Origin of the sequence: Paraburkholderia sp. Ac-20336, assembly GCF_017105025.1 — a bacterium.
Taxonomy (GTDB): domain Bacteria; phylum Pseudomonadota; class Gammaproteobacteria; order Burkholderiales; family Burkholderiaceae; genus Paraburkholderia.
In genome coordinates, this window is sequence record NZ_JAAGPS010000095.1 from 13,465 (window position 1) to 30,412 (window position 16,948).

A 16,948-nucleotide genomic window follows, 5' to 3' on the forward strand; every position below is an offset into this window, starting at 1 on the left:
GGTGGCTCAGAAGAGACCGGGAATCAGCGCGGCCACGTCGCGGCGGTACTGGGTATAAGCGCCGCCGAAGTGGCCGGTCAGCCAGCTTTCCTCGACCCGCACCTTGTAGGCGAGCGACGCGAAAATCAGCGCGAGGCCGAACGCGCCGCGCCATTGCGCGCCGATTATCGCCGCACCGAGCAGCGCCAGCAGGCAACCCGTATAAATAGGATGGCGAACCAGGCCATAAGGCCCGCTGCGCACGAGTTCATGATCGTCTTTCAGCGTGACCGACACGCTCCAGTTCGTGCCGAGATGCAGCCGGGCCCACACGGAAAAAGCGAGACCCGCGAGCAGTACGACGAGACCGGCGATCTGTAGCGGCCCGAACATCTGCGGGTCGAAACGCCACGCGGCGGCCGTGAAATCCGGCAGGATAATCAGCGCGCCGCCCGCAATCAGCGGAATCGACTGCAAGGTGCGCGACAGCGACGCTTCCTTGCGCGCGGTCGCCTTGACCTGTTTCGACGTCGCGATCCAGTACAGCAGCCAGAGGGTCCACGGCACGACGATGGCAATGCTTTGAACGATATTCACGGTAGTTCGACCTGTTGGAACGAGTGATCGGCGGCGGTAGCCATGGAAGGTTGCTGCATCGGCAAAATCGGCGCGCGCGCGGCCAGCACGTCGACGCAATCGCGTGCGCGATTGCCGGTATGGGTCCGCGCGGGCCCGAAGTAGTCGAGAATCTCCGCGCGAACCTGGCGCAGTGCCGCCTTGCCTTCGAGATCGAGAAAATGCCCGGCCTGGCCGATCGTCGAGAACTCGGCGCTTTGCAGATGTTCGCCGAGCGAGCGCACGTCGCCCGGCGTCGTGTATTCGTCGAGCTCGCCGTTGAGGAATTTCAGGCCGCAGTCGATATTGCGGAATTCGTGCAGATAATCTTCCGGGCGAATCGCCAGAATCTGCTCGACATGAAACGCGACCTGCTCCTGCTCCTCGCGCGGCAGCGTCGCAAGATAGCGGAAGTTATAGAGCTTCATAATGCGCGGTAAATGCTTGCCGACCGTGTCATTGAGCAGTTGCGCGGCCTTCAGGTTTTCGCCGGCGGCGATATGGTCGCGCGCGGAACTGACATAGTTCGTCATGGCCTCGTTCAGGCGCGGCGAGAACGAGGCGATCACCGCGCGACGCACGCTCGTGCGCGCCCGCGACAGCGCGAGCAGCGACGCCACTCCGCCCCACGAGACCGACAGCAGATAAGCCGGTTCGAATAAGCCGATTAAATAGAGAAGAATGTTGACTTCATCGTCTTTAGTGAGAATGAAGTCGCATTTATTATGCGGCTTAGATTGCCCGGCATAAGGTAAATCGAAGCAGATCGCATTATAGCGTTCGCCTAGATATTTAATGGTCTGACCGAATGACGCCGTAGTGGCAAGCGCTCCATTGATCAGAATGACACTCTCGAAAGCCGGATTGAATACGTGACGTTCAACGTAGACTTTCAGGCCCGCAGGCAGCGGAACAACAAGTTTTTCGATAGGCATGGAGTATTCGCATGCACTTGCGCAACGCAGGTGCGTACCGATACCGCGCCCGCGCAAACGGACGCCGTGCGGCCATACTACCGCGAATCAGGCCCGTGACTTGCCCTGGCGCAGGCAAATCCGATTCGCGACGACCGCTGCTACATCGAAGCGCATTGCTTTCGGCAATGCTTTTCGGCTCGATATGCTTAACCAATAAAGTTATGCACCAGAACCGTGATTTCGATGCCCCGTAATAATTTCTTATATAAAGTTTCTGAAAGAATTACCGAAAATCCACAGTGCATCTTTCAGTGAAACATTGTGCTGCAACCGCATGAAGACTAGATGTCAAGCTATGATAATGCAAATATTTTTATAACTAATTTCCAAGCTATTTTTCCTGAAATCTCATTCACGCGGCCAGCATGAAGGCATGCCATTTTACGGTTTCAAGGCGGGCTGTCTAGTAGCTGCTCGCACTTTTCGACAAATGCCCCTGGGGCGAACGACGCTGGCCTGCCTCGAAGGTCGGGCATGCTTCGCTTGCGCAAATGTTGGAATGTGCACGGCGCAAGCCCGCTTATGGGACCGCGCCTTGCTGTGAGTTCTGGCTGATTGTTGCCCGGCGTTGCAGGTCTTTCCCTGCCCGAGCGAAATTATCTGGCTTATCTGACCAACTTATCTGACCCACTTACCTGACCAACGCGAATGCTTCCCTGCTGGCTATTTCTCCCGCGCCATATACGCCAATGACCGTATAGTCCGACGCCACGCATTCGAACGTCGACGCACCGAACGTCACGACGAAATGGCGCCGTGCCGGTGTCCCGGCATCGCCTGGCGTTGCGCCCACCTGTACTGCGGCAATTTCCGCGCACAAAGACGAATTGACGACTTCATGCACCGAATAACTGGAGAGACCTTGCGCCGCCAGTGGATGAACGTCGAGATCGCCATCGCCTGGCGGACCTAGCCGATGAAATATTGCATCGGGAAAGAGCACCGCGCAGAAGGGATCGTCGTCGGGATCGAAAGGACCGAACCGCTCGAAGTCTTCTTCGGCGATCGGATAAGTCAGAATCACACGGCGGTCGCTGGCGACGAGAAAAGGTTCGTCGGCATCGGCGGCCGGATGAGGAGCGGAGTCCAGCAGGACGACCTGGTCTTCCTGCTGGGATGCATCGAACGTGCTGACCATCTACTTCGCGACTCGATGCGCTTACGCGCTCGCTTCCGCCGTAGCGGCTTGCGGTGCCGCTGCGCTCGGAGCTGCCGCTGCCTTCGTTGCGACTTTGCGGGCCGGCGCTTTTTTCGCGGCGGCTTTCTTCACCGCGGCTTTCCTGCTTGCCGTGGGTGCCTTCTTCGCGGCGGCTTTTTTCGCCACCGTCTTGCGCGCGACACCGGCTTTTTTCGCCGCGGCCTTCTTGCTCACCGCCGCCGATTTGGCTTTACCGGTCTTTGCCGCTGCTTTGGGAGCCGCTGCCGCCGCGCCCTCGATCAGGAATTTGCTGCGGTCCTTGACCGATGCGAGCCATGCGGGCGCCGGACCACGACCACTCCAGGTCGCACCGGTTTTCGGGTCGCGGTACTTCGGCGGCTGCGCGCCTTTCGGTTGACCCTTGCCGCCTTTGGCAGGCGCAGCCGCTTTCATTTCGCTCGCGCCACTGATCAGGAATGCCGTGCGATCTTTCGCATTGACGATCCAGCCCGGCGCGCGGCCATGGCCGGTCCACGTCGCGCCGGTTTTGGGATCGAGGTATTTGGCCGGCGTGGCTGTTTTGCCCGCCTTGGCCGCACCGGCGGCTTTCACGCGGCCATTGCCCGCGCCTCTTGCGGCACGTCTTGCCTTTGCTTCGGCTTCGATATCGGCCGTGGTGAGACCATGCTTGAGCATCAGCTCGCGAATCTGGTCGACTGCAGCCTGCGCTTTTCGGGCAATCATTACGTCAGCTTGCGCCTGGAGCTTTTTAAGCTTTGCTTGGATTTGCTCTAATGTGGGCATTCGAATGCTCCTTGTGTGGTAATCGTCGAACTATGCCATGAATAGAGGAAGAAAGGCAGTCTATTGAACCTTCAGTACATCGACATGACCTGGTCGAGCGGAGTTCAAATACAAAGCTTTCAGATTCTCCACTGACGTATCCCGGCTTTCTTCCTTTGCCTCTCCTCCTGACTCGTCTTTTCTGTTTCGGTTCCGCCACTCAGATAGGCGTAAAAACGACAACCTGACGATCGGCGATATACCTGACACTCCGTACGAAACGGTAGTGTTGACCGTCCGCCGTTATCCGGTTCAGCCCGAGGCAGGTCAGCATCAGCATTTCATCGGCCTGGAAAGCATCGACAACACCGGAATCTGTTAAATCCTCCAATGCACCCGATGGATTGCCGACATAAACGCCGCGCACCTGCTTGCCGATTCTCATCACGACCACGCTCTTTCCTTCGTCGAGTGCCAATTCGAGATAACTCGCGAGCGTTCGCAACGACTCCGGCGTAGAGGACCCCGACTGGGAGATTGCGGCATTCGACGGCGTCATGTGTGCCTCTCCATCACTTGCATCCAACGGTAGCCCGTTACCGTACCTGCTGGCAATAACCGCTTCTACTATAGGCAAGCATTCGAATATTCAAAGGAAAGTAGTTCATTTTTTATTTGAAAACGGCCTTTTTCTTGTGACCGACTTTAGAACAGTACATTGGAGATGGAGAAAAAACGCGGGTTCGGGAGCATGAAAATACGCTTTCCTCAGGGCTGGTAACTGTCGGTTACCAATCTTGCAATCGCTGTTGTTCCCGCTCGGGATGCGCCCTTTTACACTGCGGTCTGGGTCCGGCAACGCGGCTGCGGGCAACCTTCGAACCCATTGAGAGTTGGTGCGGAAAAGACATGGGCGGCCGCTATTGAAAATGAAGCCGGGGCAACCCATTTCCGGTCAACTCGACAACCGTACGGTATCCGCAATGAAAGCTGGTTATATTCGGGCCGCCCTGGCGGCGGTGGCACTCTCTTCGGCAATGGCCGGCACCGCGAACGCGGCCGGCTGTATCAAAGGAGCGGTAGTGGGTGGAGTCGCGGGGCACTATGCGGGGCATCACGCGGTGGCCGGCGCGGTGGGCGGCTGTCTCGTCGGACGGCATATGGCTAAAAAACACGCCGAAGAACAGGCGGCGGCACAGGCCGCGCAACATCAACAGGCAAGAATGCAATAGACCGGAAAGAGGGAGAACCGCCGCAAGCGCGAATTCACATCTCGTTGCGATGTTTGAAATCCCGCTTGCGGCACAGCACGCCGCTCGGCCCAGGAAAGCCTCAGTCAAGCAATGCGCAGGCCGCGAGCGGGCAGGATCTCCTGGGTCGTCACGAAGCGGTGCTGTTTGACCGCGTCATGAAAAAGGCGGTAGTCGCTTTTCTCAAAGTCGTTCGACCATGGCGGTCTGTCCCCGGTGTCGTCGTCGCAAAGCAGACCCGTCGCCTTGAACTTCCACGAATCGCGTCCTTTGGCGATATAGCCGGGCACCGCTTCTTTCAGACCGGGAATACGGCCGGCTTTCACCCATTCGCAGACGTTTTGCAGGCGCAGGGTGTCGTCGGGATTCCGGCTCGTATCGAGCAACTGGGTCAGTGCGCTTGTCGTATCCTCCGGCATGCCGGGAAAAGTTTCGAAATCCTCTCGTCCCGCGAGATATCCGCGCACGGCGCGGCACGCCATTTGCGCCGCCTGCACGAAATCCGGCAGATTGTGCCGCGAGATGAAGTTGTTGCGGCCGTCGATGTAATGCCAACGCGCCCACGGCTGGTCGGGATAATGCAATGCGGCGCCGTGACCGACCGGCAGCGCGATCGTCAATATGTCCTCCTCGATATGTTCGAGCAGATGCCCGGCCGCGAGCCTGAGGCGCGCGAGCCAGCCCTTGCGTGTGCAATCCTGCGCTTCGAGAAGATGCACGCGATTCCACGGACTCTCGATCCCCGCGAAGCCCTGGTGCGCCCAGGTATCGACATACGTATGCAGCGTAATGCCGAGCCGGTGCAAAGCCGTTTCCGAGTCGCGCTGACGAATGGCACGCCGCACGACCTCACGCGCCACCTCGCTGTCGGGCCGGCAGATCGCCTTCTCTTCGAGGGAGGCGCCTTCTCCGGCGGGCAGAAAATGGAATGGCGTCCACACGAGGCGGTTCTGGTCGTTCTCGGTATTGGCGTAGTCGAATAACTTGTGCGCGGTCGCAAAACGCTCGAAAGTCTCGCCGCCTTTGAAACGCAGTATTCCGCTCGTGGTCGCGTCGTCGACATACTGGCAGGCATGCGCGACGGTCTGTGCGTCGCCGGGCGTCATTCCGCCGATCCGGGCCGCAATGTAGACCACTCCGTAGTGAAAGTCGATATTCATGGCTGGCGCTCCTCGCACGCGTGAAAAGACGGCCGGCGTTTTCCCGATGTTTACGGATAGTATGGCGAGGCGAATACGGGGGACGGCTCGTGAATAGTGAATAGACGAGCCAGCCGCGCGCAACTTGAAAGCGGGCGCGCGTTTTTTTGAATTTTTCAGCGCTTTTACGCCGCTTCCGGGTGCTCGAATAGTCGGGCTGGCGATGAAATGAAGGGGGTGATCGGACTCGGCGCAACCGCCCGCTGCAAAGAAAAGTACAGGAAAGTACCAGGGAACAACGCGGCAGACAGCAAGGAAAAACCAGCCCAAAGCAGGTTCGCGGGCGGTGCCCGAACCCCTCGCGAACCCGATTCGTCAGGTCAGATGCGTAATGGCGAGCCGGCTATTCCAGTGGCTGTTCAGGTACTCGAGTGCGAACATCCGGTGGCAGTGATGCGGTAAATGTTCACTGCAGAGCAGACAGCCCGATTGAAAGAGCGAGATATCCAGATTGCTTTCCACGCGACGCTTCGCAATCAGATCGAAATACTCTTCGCGAAAGTTTTCCCACGTCAATGCCTTACCCTGGTAGCGTTTCAGCAGATCCGGTTCGGGGGCCAGCTCCGGCACTTCGACGTACGCCGCATCGCACAGGTGCTCGAGAAAATAAGGCAGATCCTGCTTCTTCGCAAAGCCCGCGAGCTGCGAGGTGTTATTCAGGCGGATGTCGAGAACCGTGCGCACGTGGGCGTCCTTCAGCAAATCGAAGAACTTTTGCGCTGTCTTGCCCGTGAAGCCGATACTTGCGACCGGCACGGCGGTTTTATCGCGTTTCATGGTGAATCCCCCAGACCGGTTATTCTGCGCCCCAAAAACAAAGCCTCGCTGCGAGATTCGGAGCGAGGCTTTGTTTCAGCGTATTTTCAACGCGTCCCGGCGCATTTACTTGACGATGCCGACCAGTTCGACTTCGAACGTCAGGTCGGTGTTCGGCGGAATCGGACCGACGCCGCGATCGCCGTAAGCGGTCGCGGCCGGGCATGTCAGCCGTGCCTTGCCGCCTACTTTCATCTTCTGGACGCCTTGCGTCCAGCACGGAATCACGCGATTCAACGGGAACGTGGCCGGGCCGCCGTGCTTCGTCGAGCTATCGAATTCGGTGCCGTTGGGCAGCGTGCCCCGGTAGTTGACCTTCACGACATCTTCCGCCGACGGCTGCGGGCCAGTGCCTTGCGTCAGGTGTTCGACGATGACGCCCGACGGCAGTTTTTCCGTGGTCGGCGCGGCAGCCATGGCCGTCGAAGAAAGAACGGTTGCAGCCAGCAAAGCGACGAGTAATTTCAAAGCCATTCTCCAGTGGGGTAAGCAGGCTGTCTCATTGTAACGGATCGGATGAGGGCTATCGTGACCGGAGCATTCGGGCGCTGACGAACGGGCAGGCGCAACCGGGTCGGGCCGTCGATGAATCGCTATTGCGGTTTCGTGGTCCGCGATGAATGTCGGCGTAAGTCATTTGCCGGCTGCGAATTCGATGCTGGAAGGGGACTTTCAATGCAGAGCCACGGTTTCGAGTTGCCGGGTGGGCAGCCATGCGATTGGGAATCGTGCCGTTGTGGAACGGTTTGTTGCCGGTCAATGGGTTCGCTGATGATATTGCTGGAAAGCCGCAATTCGTCCGAGCTTTTGTTACGGTGTTTTTTGCTTACGTTTTTGCTTTCGCTTTTGCTTGCGTTTTCGTTTTTGCGAGATTGCGCGGATCGGGTTCGTGTTTTTGACGCGTTCCGGGCAGAGGAAAGCGCGCGGCAATAGCAGGTATCGCGTTGCAAGTGTCGAACGGATTTTTTATGAGGTCTTTCGTCTGCGCAATTACGGCTCTCTGCTTTCGGGTCCGATCTGTATCGAAGTACTGCTGCGGGGATTCGACGTCGCGGGAATTCGTTTTGTGCTCGAACGCATGCATGTGATTCGCGTCGTTATCAGGTATTCAGGCATACCGACACCGTTTGCGTTTTCGTTTGCGTTGGTCGCCGGATAGGCCGATGTGAAAACGTCAGTGCCGGGAAGCTCGTGTCGTGTTTACCGGCGATCTGCTGCCGCGCGCGAATCGCTCATCGCATTCACGCTCGATGCGTTGCCTGTGCGGTGCTTGTCGAAGGCCATCGCAATCGGCATGCGGGTGCATTGCCGTACGCATTGAGGGTCGAAGACGTGTGCGAGCCGTAGCGTCTCAGGCCGTGGCGCGGTGCCGTCATCCGCGCGATAGATGATGCGTGTGTGCTTGCGGGTCGTCGCGTGCATCCGGTCTATCGGATCGCAATGCGAGCCGATGCGTATGCCGTGTTTGCAGTTTGAGATAAGCCGAGGAATACTGCCGGCGTTTGGGAGTTTTGCGGACGGAGCCGTGGGACAGGACGCGTCGCTAAGAGGAAGGGCTTTATCGTAGTGCAGAAAAAAGTCATCGCATTCGGCGGGTAAGTGGACGGCGGCGGCCGTCCACCTCTTTTGCCGATGCATCCCTGCCGCGCCGCGCGGATTTCCTGGCGGAGACCGGATGCCCGGTCTCCCCAGATGAGGGACATCCCGCGTATTCCGCGTGGAGCGGGAATGTCCCTCCGGCCGTGCTTATCGTCAGTGACCGCCGCCGTGGCCACCACCGTGACCGCCACCACTGCCGCCTCCGGAGCCGCCACCGTGGCCACCGGAGCCGCCATTGCCGCCGTTTCCGGAACCACCGTTGCCGCCGCCATGGCCGCCGTTGCCTTGGCCGCCGCCGTGGCCGCCGTTGCCGGAACCGCCGTTGCCCTCGCCGCCGCCATGGCCTCCGTTGCCGGAACCGCCGTTGCCCTCGCCGCCGCCGTGGCCTCCGTTGCCGGAACCGCCATTGCCGTCACCGCCGCCGTGGCCGCCGTTACCGGAACCGCCGTTGCCATGGCCTCCGTTGCCGGAGCCGCCGTTGCCCTCGCCGCCGCCGTGGCCTCCGTTGCCGGAACCGCCATTGCCCTCGCCGCCGCCATGGCCTCCGTTGCCGGAACCGCCATTGCCTTCGCCGCCACCGTGGCCCTGACCACCATTGCTACCGTGACCGCCGTCGCCATGACCACCGTCACCGTGGCCACCATCACCGTGACCACCATCGCCATGGCCGCCATCTCCATGACCACCGGCACCATGGCCGCCATCGCCGTGACCGCCATCACCGTGGCCACCGTCACCATGGCCGCCATCACCGTGACCACCATCGCCGTGACCACCATCACCATGGCCACCATCACCGTGGCCACCATCGCCATGGCCGCCATCTCCATGACCACCGGCACCATGGCCGCCATCGCCGTGACCGCCATCTCCATGACCACCGGCACCATGGCCGCCATCGCCGTGACCACCGTCTCCATGGCCGCCATCTCCATGACCACCGTCACCATGGCCGCCATCTCCATGGCCACCATCGCCATGACCGCCATCTCCATGGCCACCATCGCCATGACCGCCATCTCCATGGCCACCATCGCCATGACCGCCATCTCCATGGCCACCATCGCCATGACCGCCATCTCCATGGCCACCATCGCCATGACCGCCATGCCCATGCCCATGATGACCATGTCCACCATGACCATGCCCGCCATCTCCACCGGAATCACCACCGTTGCCGGCGTCTCCCCCCGAGCCGTCACCTCCGGTCCCGCCGTTACCGTCGCCATTACCGTTACCGCTACCATTACCGCCATTACCGGCGTTACTGCCATTCCCGTTGTTCCCGCCGGTGCCTCCCGAGCCGGAGTTGGCCGCGCTGTTTCCGCCGCTCAGGCCATTGCCGCCCGTGCTTGTCGACGGCGCCCCGCTACTCTGCGGGCCCGTCGGCGCAGCCGAAGCGAGCCCCACCGATGCGAAGCCCGCTCCGCCTCCCTGAGTCGCGCAGCCGGGCCCGGCACCGCTCGAACATCCACTGCCCGATGTCTGCGCGCCCGCCATCGCCGCATAAAGGCTCACAGCCACCGCCAAAGCCGCGCGCCGCGTACCCAGCTTCCACGCGTCCCCGTTATGCTTTTTCATTTCAATCTCCTAATTATTCCATCCAGAACGACCGGTCCAAATAACGGGTGAATCTCCGCTCATCGAGAAAACGGAAATCCGAAGCCCGACCGACTTCGCCTCGTGCGAAATAAAACCCGTCACACGGGACACTTCTCTCTCGGAAAATCCCCGGTCCGATTTGGCGTACTTCGAGAGAATCGGCTGGCTGTGCGCCGAACTAATCGTTAAAGCAGCACAGCAAGGCTTGATTGACGTTGAAGTTATGCGCAGAGCAATCAGGTGACCGTGCGCTAGACCACGCAATGCGATATCGCCGATATTCGCGGCAACGTTCCGCACTCGTTCGACGAAGCGGCATCAATCGAAATAAGCCCTGAAACAAGCCATGAATCGTTTGTTCTGACATTCGCCTCACATTATTGACAGCACCAGAAGCGAATCGAAAATAGCGCAATCATCGAGGGTTTTCGCGTACTCAACCGGACTCTTTACATATCGCCTCTTTTATTCATGTGTTTCTCCGCACATAAAACGAAAAATGCCCAAAGGCGAATGAGCGCAATCCCACAGACAGGGTAGATAAAAGCCGCCGCGCCGTTTCACAAACATCGCGCCGTCAAAACCGCCTCCTCGCGCCGGAAAAAAATCTCCGCCGATGTGCGCTAGCGCTCATACATCGGCGCACGCATCGACCACCGCAACCGCCGACATGCGAAGCAACGCAGCAGCCCGCCGCCGCCTCCGAACACTCGCCATCGAAGCCTCAATCGCAATCGGCCCTGCAGACACACTCCCGCGCGCCGCAAAGTGTCGCGGCGCAACCATCAGCGCGGCGCGAACCAACACTTCATCGCGCGATCTTTTTCCGAAGCATGTGCACCATCCGTGCGATCGCGACCGGCCATCGACACCTGCACGCCGCGCAAACGCCTGTCGCGCGAGCGATTGCGCCGCGACGTCCGCGAGCGCGGGTATACCTTTGTTTGACTTCGGCGCGCCGCCCCGTTTACTGGACGCACACCGACCTCCCGATACGCGTTCCCTCGGCGGCGTCCATTTAGTTTGGTCTTCTGAATAGCGCGGCGGGAGCGTCTGCCACTCTCCTGCGAGGTACGCCATGGTCACGATATCCAGCAGCGCAATCGACGCATTCAAAGCCGGCCTGCGCGGCCCGCTTCTCCTGCCCGACACGCCGGATTTCGACGCGGCGCGCGGCATCTGGAATGCGATGATCGACCGCTATCCCGCGATGATCCTGCGTTGCGCCGGCGCGGCCGACGTGCGCAGCGGCATCGCCTTCGCGCGCGACAACGGCCTGCCGCTCGCGGTTCGCGGCGGCGGCCACAACATCGGCGGCAGCGCGCTGTGCGACGACGGGCTCGTGCTCGATCTGTCGTCGATGAAATCCGTGCGCATCGATCCGGCCGCGCGGCGCGCCTATGTCGAACCGGGCGCGACGCTGCACGATTTCGATCACGAAGCGCAGGCATTCGGACTCGCGACACCGCTCGGCATCAACTCGACGACCGGCGTCGCGGGGCTCACGCTCGGCGGCGGATTCGGCTGGCTCAGCCGCCGCTACGGCATGACGGTCGACAACCTCGTGGCCGCCGACGTCATCACGGCCGACGGCGAATTGCGTCGCGCGAGCGCCACCTCGCACGACGATCTGTTCTGGGCGATTCGCGGCGGCGGCGGCAATTTCGGCGTCGTCACGCAGTTCGAGTTCGATCTGCATCCGCTCGGCCCGCTCGTGTACGGCGGCCTCGTCGTGCTGCCGTTCGGGAACGCGAAAGACGCGCTCGTCAGCTACCGCGCCGCCGCGCCCGCGATGCCGGAAGAACTCGCCGTGTGGGCCGTTGCGCGGCTCGCGCCGCCGCTGCCGTTCCTGCCGCCCGACGTACACGGCCAGCCAGTGCTCGTCTTTGCGATGTGCTACACCGGCCCCGTCGAAAACGGTCCGGCCGCGGTCGAGCACGTGCGCGGCTTCGGCGCGCCGCTTGGCGAACATCTCGGGCCGATGCCGTACGAAACGTGGCAACAGGCGTTCGATCCGCTACTCACGCCCGGCGCGCGCAACTACTGGAAGTCGCACAATCTCGCCGACATCGACGATGGTCTGATCGACGCCTTGATCCGTGCGATCGACACGCTGCCGTCGCCGCAATGCGAGATCTTTTTCGGACTGATCGGCAGGCAAACGCAGCGCGTGGCGGTCGACGCAACCGCCTATCCGAACCGCGACACGCTCTATGCGATGAACGTGCATGGCCGCTGGGACGATGCGCGCGACGACGACCGCTGCATCGCATGGGCGCGCGAATTCTTCGAGGCGGCGCGGCCCTTCGCGCTCGGCAGCGTGTACGTGAACTTCATGACGCAGGAGGAAAGCGGCCGCATCGCCGAAGCGTACGGGCCGAACTACGAGCGGCTCGTCGCCGTGAAGAACCGCTACGACCCCGGCAATCTGTTCCGCCACAATCAGAACATCCGTCCGACGCCCTGACTACGCTAGCCGTCCTGACCGCGCGCGGCCGGGAGCCGGCCTCGCGCACGCCCCACCGCCACGACGAGGCACACCGCCCCGGCCCCACAGCGACGCGCGCTTCGACACGCCTTGGGCACACAATCTGCTGGATCATTCGCACACGTCCCGGCACACTGGCGGCGCAGCGTTCCCGTTCCAAATCAACGGTCACGACGCGCGCAAGGAAACTCCCGCGCGTAAAACAGAACAAACGAAAGCAGGCGAAACCGCCGCACTCTCCGATCACGTACAAAACACAAAACGCGTTCGACACGCAAAGGAAAACAGTCATGCGCAGACGACAGTTCATCATGACCGGCAGCGCTGCTCTCGCCGTCGCGGGCCTGAACCTCACCGGTTGCACGACGACTTCGCCGGCTTCCGGCGCCTCGCCCGCAGCCAACGCCGGCAAGCGCGACACGATCAACGCGGGCATCGACTCGACGCTCGCGCGTCTGTACGAAAACGTCGACGGCTCGCGCGATCTCGTCGCCAAGGCGCGTGGCGTGCTGGTGTTCCCGTCGGTGATCGCGGCCGGCTTCTGGGTCGGCGGACAGTACGGCGAAGGCGCGCTGCGCATCGACGGACGCACGGTCGGCTACTACAGCACGCTCGCGGGTTCGTTCGGCTTGCAGATCGGCGCGCAGTCGAAGGCGCTCGTGTTCCTGTTCATGACGAAGGAAGCCCTCGACGATTTCCTGCATAGCCAGGGATGGGCGGTCGGCGCAAACGCGACCGTCGCGGTGCTGAAGGTCGGCGCGAACGGCGCGGTCGATACGTCGACCGCGACGAGCCCGGTGCAGGCTTTCGTGCTGACCAACGGCGGCCTGATGGCGGGCGTTTCGCTCGAAGGCACGAAGGTTTCGCGTCTGATTATTTGAGCGCGGAGATTGGCGTCACCGCGTATTGGCACAGGGCCATTCGTATAGATCGGCTTCACAACCGCGCTACGCCGCACCGTCTCTATCACGGACCATCGCGCAACCTTCGGGCAACCGTCGCGCAACCGCCCGCCGCTTGCGCGATGGTCCGCGCGGCGCTCAGCGACCCGATTCATCGTACTACGGTAGAATTGCGGCCTTTCGCAAAGCGTTCCGCCTTCGGCTGACGCCTCCTTCGCGCCGCCACCTGCATCGCCATGTGCGCGCGCTTGCACCGCGCGCTCGCGCGCCCACCTCGTTGACCATGAACACCGCTAGTCCCGCTCCCGGTCGGCCCGCGCGGCTTTCCGGCATCCGCAGCAACGTGCTCGCCGGCCTGACCTCGTCGTTCGCGCTCGTGCCCGAATGCATCGCGTTCGCGCTGGTCGCCCATCTCAATCCGCTGATGGGCCTGTATGGCGCATTCTTTATCTGCACCGTCACCGCCCTGTTCGGCGGACGGCCCGGCATGATCTCGGGCGCCGCCGGTTCGATGGCCGTCGTGATCGTCGCGCTGGTCGTGCAGCACGGCGCGCAATATCTGCTCGCCACCGTGATACTGAGCGGCCTGCTGATGGTGCTGTTCGGCGCATTGCGGCTCGGCAAGCTGATCCGCATGGTGCCGCATCCGGTGATGCTCGGCTTCGTCAACGGACTCGCAATCGTTATCGCCAGCGCGCAGCTCGCGCACTTCAAACAGATCACGCCGCACGGCGAAACATGGCTGCGCGGCAGCGCACTCGCGACGATGTGCGCGCTCGTCGCGCTGACGATGGCGATCGTCTATCTGCTGCCGCGCCTCACGCGCGCCGCGCCGCCCGCGCTGGTGGCGATTCTCGGCGTCGGCCTGTTCACGCAGCTGCTGCATCTGCCGACCCGCACGCTCGGCGACATGGCGCACATCGCCGGCAACCTGCCGGCGCTGCATCTGCCCGACGTGCCGCTGAATCTGGACACGCTGCGCATCATCCTGCCGTACGCGGTGCTGATGGCGATCGTCGGTCTGCTCGAAACGCTGCTCACGTTCAATCTGACCGACGAGATCACCGAAACGCGCGGTCAGCCGAATCGCGAATGCGTGGCGCTCGGCGCCGCGAATATCGCCTCGGGACTGTTCGGCGGCATGGGCGGCTGCGCGATGATCGGCCAAACCATGATCAACCTGAATTCGGGGGGGCGCTCGCGGCTGTCGGGGATCGTCAGCGGCGTGATGATCCTGCTGTACATCCTGTTCCTGTCGCCGCTGATCGAGCGGATTCCGCTCGCGGCGCTGGTCGGCGTGATGTTCGTGGTCGCACAGCAGACCTTCGCATGGGGGTCGCTGCGCGTGCTCGGCAAGGTGCCGCGCAACGACGCGCTCGTGATCGTCGCGGTCACGGTCATTACCGTGTTCGCCGATCTCGCGATCGCGGTGATGTGCGGCATCGTGATCGCCGCGCTCAACTTCGCGTGGCAGCATGCGCGCGAAATTCATGCGCACGCCGAGGATCGCGCGGGCCACCGGACCTACGTGCCGCGCGGCACGCTGTTTTTCGCGTCGACCACGCGCTTTCACGAACTGTTCGATCCGGCGTGCGACCCGGCGAACGTAACCGTCGATTGCAGCCATCTGCTGCTCGCCGATCATTCGGCGCTCGCGGCCTTGCAGGGACTCGCCGAGCGTTATCGCAAGGCGGGCAAGCAGTTGAGCATGAAGAACCTGTCGGAGCGCAACCGCCAGTTGCTGAGCCGCGCGGGCGTCGGCTTCGCTTGAGGTTTCGTTTGGGACCTCGCCTGAGGCCGCGGGCCGCGGGCCGCGGGCCGAGGTCAGGGTCGGGGTCGTGCTCAGGCACGAGCAAGGACACGCGGGCGTACACACTTCGCCAGCAAGCACCGCGTAGCCGCGTTCCTTCCCGCCGGTAGCGCGCGCCGCTTCGACTGCAGCGTCAACGCCACGACCGTCTCACTCCGCCGACAGCGGCAGCGTCAACTCCGCCACCTCGCAGCGCGGCCACTGCCGCAGCACCTCGGGAGAAAGCAGTAGCTTGGCGGCCCGCACGCCCGCGCCCATGACGATCTGCATGCGCTCCATCACCGCGGCGTCGACGAGAATGCGCCAGTCCTGCGGCAGACCGAACGCGGTAATCCCGCCGAACTCCATCCGGCTATGCTCGACCGCCGTCTCGCGCTGCGCGAACGAGAGCCGCTGCGCGCCGAGCACGGCCTTCACCGCGCCGTTGACGTCGAGCCGCCGCGAACCGAGCGAAACGAGCGCCGCGTAATGCTCGCCGCCGTCCTTTTTGTAGCGGATCACGATCGTGTTCGCGCAGTCTTCGAGGCCGAAGCCGTAGCGCGCGCTGAAGGCGGCGGTATCGGAAGCGTCGTCGGTCACGCCGAACACCGTGATGCCCTGCGCCGGCAATTGTTCGACGACGTGCGCGGGCAGATGCGCGCCCCATTGATCGGCGGTGATGACGTCCAGTTGCTGTACGAATTCGTGCGAATGCATGGTAACGAGGAAGGTGAAGGGAATCCGCTGCATTCTAGCGGCATGCGCGGCGGCCGCGCAGCGCATGCATACCTGCCCGCGCGACGATGTGACGGCGTGACGACGCATGGGCGCTGTGTCTTCGTCACGACGGCCCGCGCCGCTTAGCTTGTATAGTGGCGGGCACACGGCTTGCGGAGGGCACGCAAGCGAAAGCCGCCCGCCGCGACAAGACGCGACGGCCCGGCACCGTTCGGAACACGACCATGGACCTCGACTCCTTCTCCACCGGGAACCTTCAGCAGGCAGCGCGCAAGCAGGCCAACTGGGTAATCGGCGCGCTGCGGCAATTCTCGGACAACCGCTGTCCGGCGCAGGCGGCCAGCATCGCGTTCTACGCGGCCTTCTCGCTTGCGCCGACGCTCGTGATGGTGATCGCCGTGGCCGGCTGGTTCTTCGGCGCCGCGGCCGCGCGCGGCGAACTGTACGGCCATATCAACGGCCTGATCGGCAATCAGGCCGCCGAGGGCGTGCAGACGATCGTCGAGAACGCGCATCATGCGGGCGCCAAAGGCGGCGTCGCGGCGATCATTTCGTTTTCGCTGCTGGCGATCGGCGCATCGGCGACGTTCTCGTCGCTCAACAGCGCGCTCAATATAGTGTGGCCCTACACCGGGCCGCGCGCCTCGGGCGTGCTCGCGCTCGTGCGCGTGCGGCTGGTCTCGTTCGGGCTCGTGCTCGGCGTCGCGTTTCTGCTGATCGTCTCGCTCGTGCTCGATACCGTGATCGTCTTCATCGGCAACTGGCTGTGGGGCAACTCGCCCTATGTCGTGATCGGCAACCTGCTGCAACTCGGCGTCGGGCTGCTCGTGCTGGTGTTCGCGTTCGCCGGGCTGCTCAAGTTCCTGCCCGACGCGAAGGTGCTGTGGCGCGACGCGCTGGTCGGCGGCCTCGTCGCGGCCGTGCTGTTCACGGCCGGCAAGAAGCTGTTCGCGCTCTATCTCGCGCATGCCGGCATGGCCAGTTCGTTCGGCGCGGCCGGCTCGCTCGCGGTGCTGCTGATGTGGCTGTACTTCTCGGCGGCGGTGCTGCTGCTCGGCGCGGAGTTCTCGGCG

General features: G+C 62.4%; 16 protein-coding genes. 6 read left to right on the forward strand and 10 right to left on the reverse strand.

Annotated features, from left to right (window positions below; all coding sequences use genetic code 11):
- Positions 1-6 precede the first annotated feature (6 nt).
- From GXB81_RS22540 to GXB81_RS22560, 5 genes are all read right to left on the reverse strand, one after another.
- A complete protein-coding gene (locus GXB81_RS22540; RefSeq protein ID WP_167043618.1) occupies positions 7-576 on the reverse strand; it encodes an isoprenylcysteine carboxylmethyltransferase family protein in 570 nt (189 codons plus the stop codon).
- A complete protein-coding gene (locus GXB81_RS22545) occupies positions 573-1,529 on the reverse strand; it encodes an alpha/beta hydrolase (RefSeq protein WP_167043617.1) in 957 nt (318 codons plus the stop codon). Before GXB81_RS22545 ends, GXB81_RS22540 begins: the two co-directional genes overlap by 4 nt.
- 673 nt (positions 1,530-2,202) lie before the next feature.
- Positions 2,203-2,709, reverse strand: a complete 507-nt coding sequence (locus GXB81_RS22550) for a hypothetical protein (protein ID WP_167283203.1) — start codon at positions 2,707-2,709, stop codon at positions 2,203-2,205.
- Positions 2,710-2,730: 21 nt separating this feature from the next.
- Positions 2,731-3,513 (reverse strand): H-NS family nucleoid-associated regulatory protein, encoded by a 783-nt coding sequence (locus GXB81_RS22555; protein ID WP_205990360.1) that lies wholly within the window; start codon positions 3,511-3,513, stop codon positions 2,731-2,733.
- Positions 3,514-3,712: 199 nt separating this feature from the next.
- The gene (locus GXB81_RS22560; protein ID WP_167043612.1) at positions 3,713-4,051 is read right to left on the reverse strand and encodes a hypothetical protein; all 339 of its coding nucleotides are present in this window, start codon (positions 4,049-4,051) and stop codon (positions 3,713-3,715) included.
- Positions 4,052-4,475: 424 nt separating this feature from the next.
- Between GXB81_RS22560 and GXB81_RS22565 the strand changes: the two genes are divergently transcribed.
- Positions 4,476-4,724 carry a hypothetical protein gene (locus tag GXB81_RS22565; RefSeq protein ID WP_205299259.1) on the forward strand — a complete coding sequence of 83 codons (249 nt, stop codon included), beginning with the start codon at positions 4,476-4,478 and terminating at the stop codon, positions 4,722-4,724.
- Positions 4,725-4,828: 104 nt separating this feature from the next.
- Here GXB81_RS22565 and GXB81_RS22570 read toward each other — a convergent pair whose 3' ends face one another.
- The 4 genes from GXB81_RS22570 to GXB81_RS22585 form a co-directional block, all read right to left on the reverse strand.
- Positions 4,829-5,902 carry a DUF6765 family protein gene (locus GXB81_RS22570; RefSeq protein WP_205990367.1) on the reverse strand — a complete coding sequence of 358 codons (1,074 nt, stop codon included), beginning with the start codon at positions 5,900-5,902 and terminating at the stop codon, positions 4,829-4,831.
- A 354-nt stretch (positions 5,903-6,256) separates the two neighbouring features.
- Positions 6,257-6,718, reverse strand: coding sequence for a DUF488 domain-containing protein (locus tag GXB81_RS22575; RefSeq protein WP_167043610.1), 462 nt, complete (start codon positions 6,716-6,718; stop codon positions 6,257-6,259).
- A gap of 105 nt (positions 6,719-6,823) precedes the next feature.
- Entirely contained in the window at positions 6,824-7,174 is a 351-nt protein-coding gene (locus GXB81_RS22580) for an FKBP-type peptidyl-prolyl cis-trans isomerase (RefSeq protein WP_205192989.1), read from the reverse strand.
- Between the two features lie 409 nt (positions 7,175-7,583).
- The gene (locus tag GXB81_RS22585) at positions 7,584-7,841 is read right to left on the reverse strand and encodes a hypothetical protein (protein ID WP_205990361.1); all 258 of its coding nucleotides are present in this window, start codon (positions 7,839-7,841) and stop codon (positions 7,584-7,586) included.
- A 683-nt stretch (positions 7,842-8,524) separates the two neighbouring features.
- On the opposite strand from GXB81_RS22585, the gene GXB81_RS22590 reads away from it, so the two are divergent.
- The 4 genes from GXB81_RS22590 to GXB81_RS22605 all read left to right on the forward strand — a co-directional run bounded on the left by GXB81_RS22590 (position 8,525) and on the right by GXB81_RS22605 (position 15,119).
- Positions 8,525-9,988 (forward strand): hypothetical protein, encoded by a 1,464-nt coding sequence (locus GXB81_RS22590; RefSeq protein ID WP_205990362.1) that lies wholly within the window; start codon positions 8,525-8,527, stop codon positions 9,986-9,988.
- Between the two features lie 1,048 nt (positions 9,989-11,036).
- On the forward strand, positions 11,037-12,425 hold the full coding sequence (locus GXB81_RS22595) for an FAD-binding oxidoreductase (RefSeq protein ID WP_205990363.1): 1,389 nt from the start codon (positions 11,037-11,039) through the stop codon (positions 12,423-12,425).
- Between the two features lie 311 nt (positions 12,426-12,736).
- Complete coding sequence (locus tag GXB81_RS22600) at positions 12,737-13,327, forward strand: YSC84-related protein (protein WP_167043602.1); 591 nt, start codon at positions 12,737-12,739, stop codon at positions 13,325-13,327.
- A 304-nt stretch (positions 13,328-13,631) separates the two neighbouring features.
- Positions 13,632-15,119: a SulP family inorganic anion transporter gene (locus GXB81_RS22605; protein ID WP_205990364.1), complete on the forward strand. Its 1,488-nt coding sequence runs from the start codon at positions 13,632-13,634 to the stop codon at positions 15,117-15,119.
- Between the two features lie 189 nt (positions 15,120-15,308).
- Here the strand turns inward: GXB81_RS22605 and GXB81_RS22610 are convergent, their stop codons facing one another.
- Positions 15,309-15,854: a YbaK/EbsC family protein gene (locus tag GXB81_RS22610; RefSeq protein WP_205990368.1), complete on the reverse strand. Its 546-nt coding sequence runs from the start codon at positions 15,852-15,854 to the stop codon at positions 15,309-15,311.
- Positions 15,855-16,099: 245 nt separating this feature from the next.
- Here GXB81_RS22610 and GXB81_RS22615 point away from each other — a divergent pair.
- A partial coding sequence (locus tag GXB81_RS22615) for a YihY/virulence factor BrkB family protein (RefSeq protein ID WP_205990365.1) occupies positions 16,100-16,948 on the forward strand: 849 nt, incomplete at its 3' end.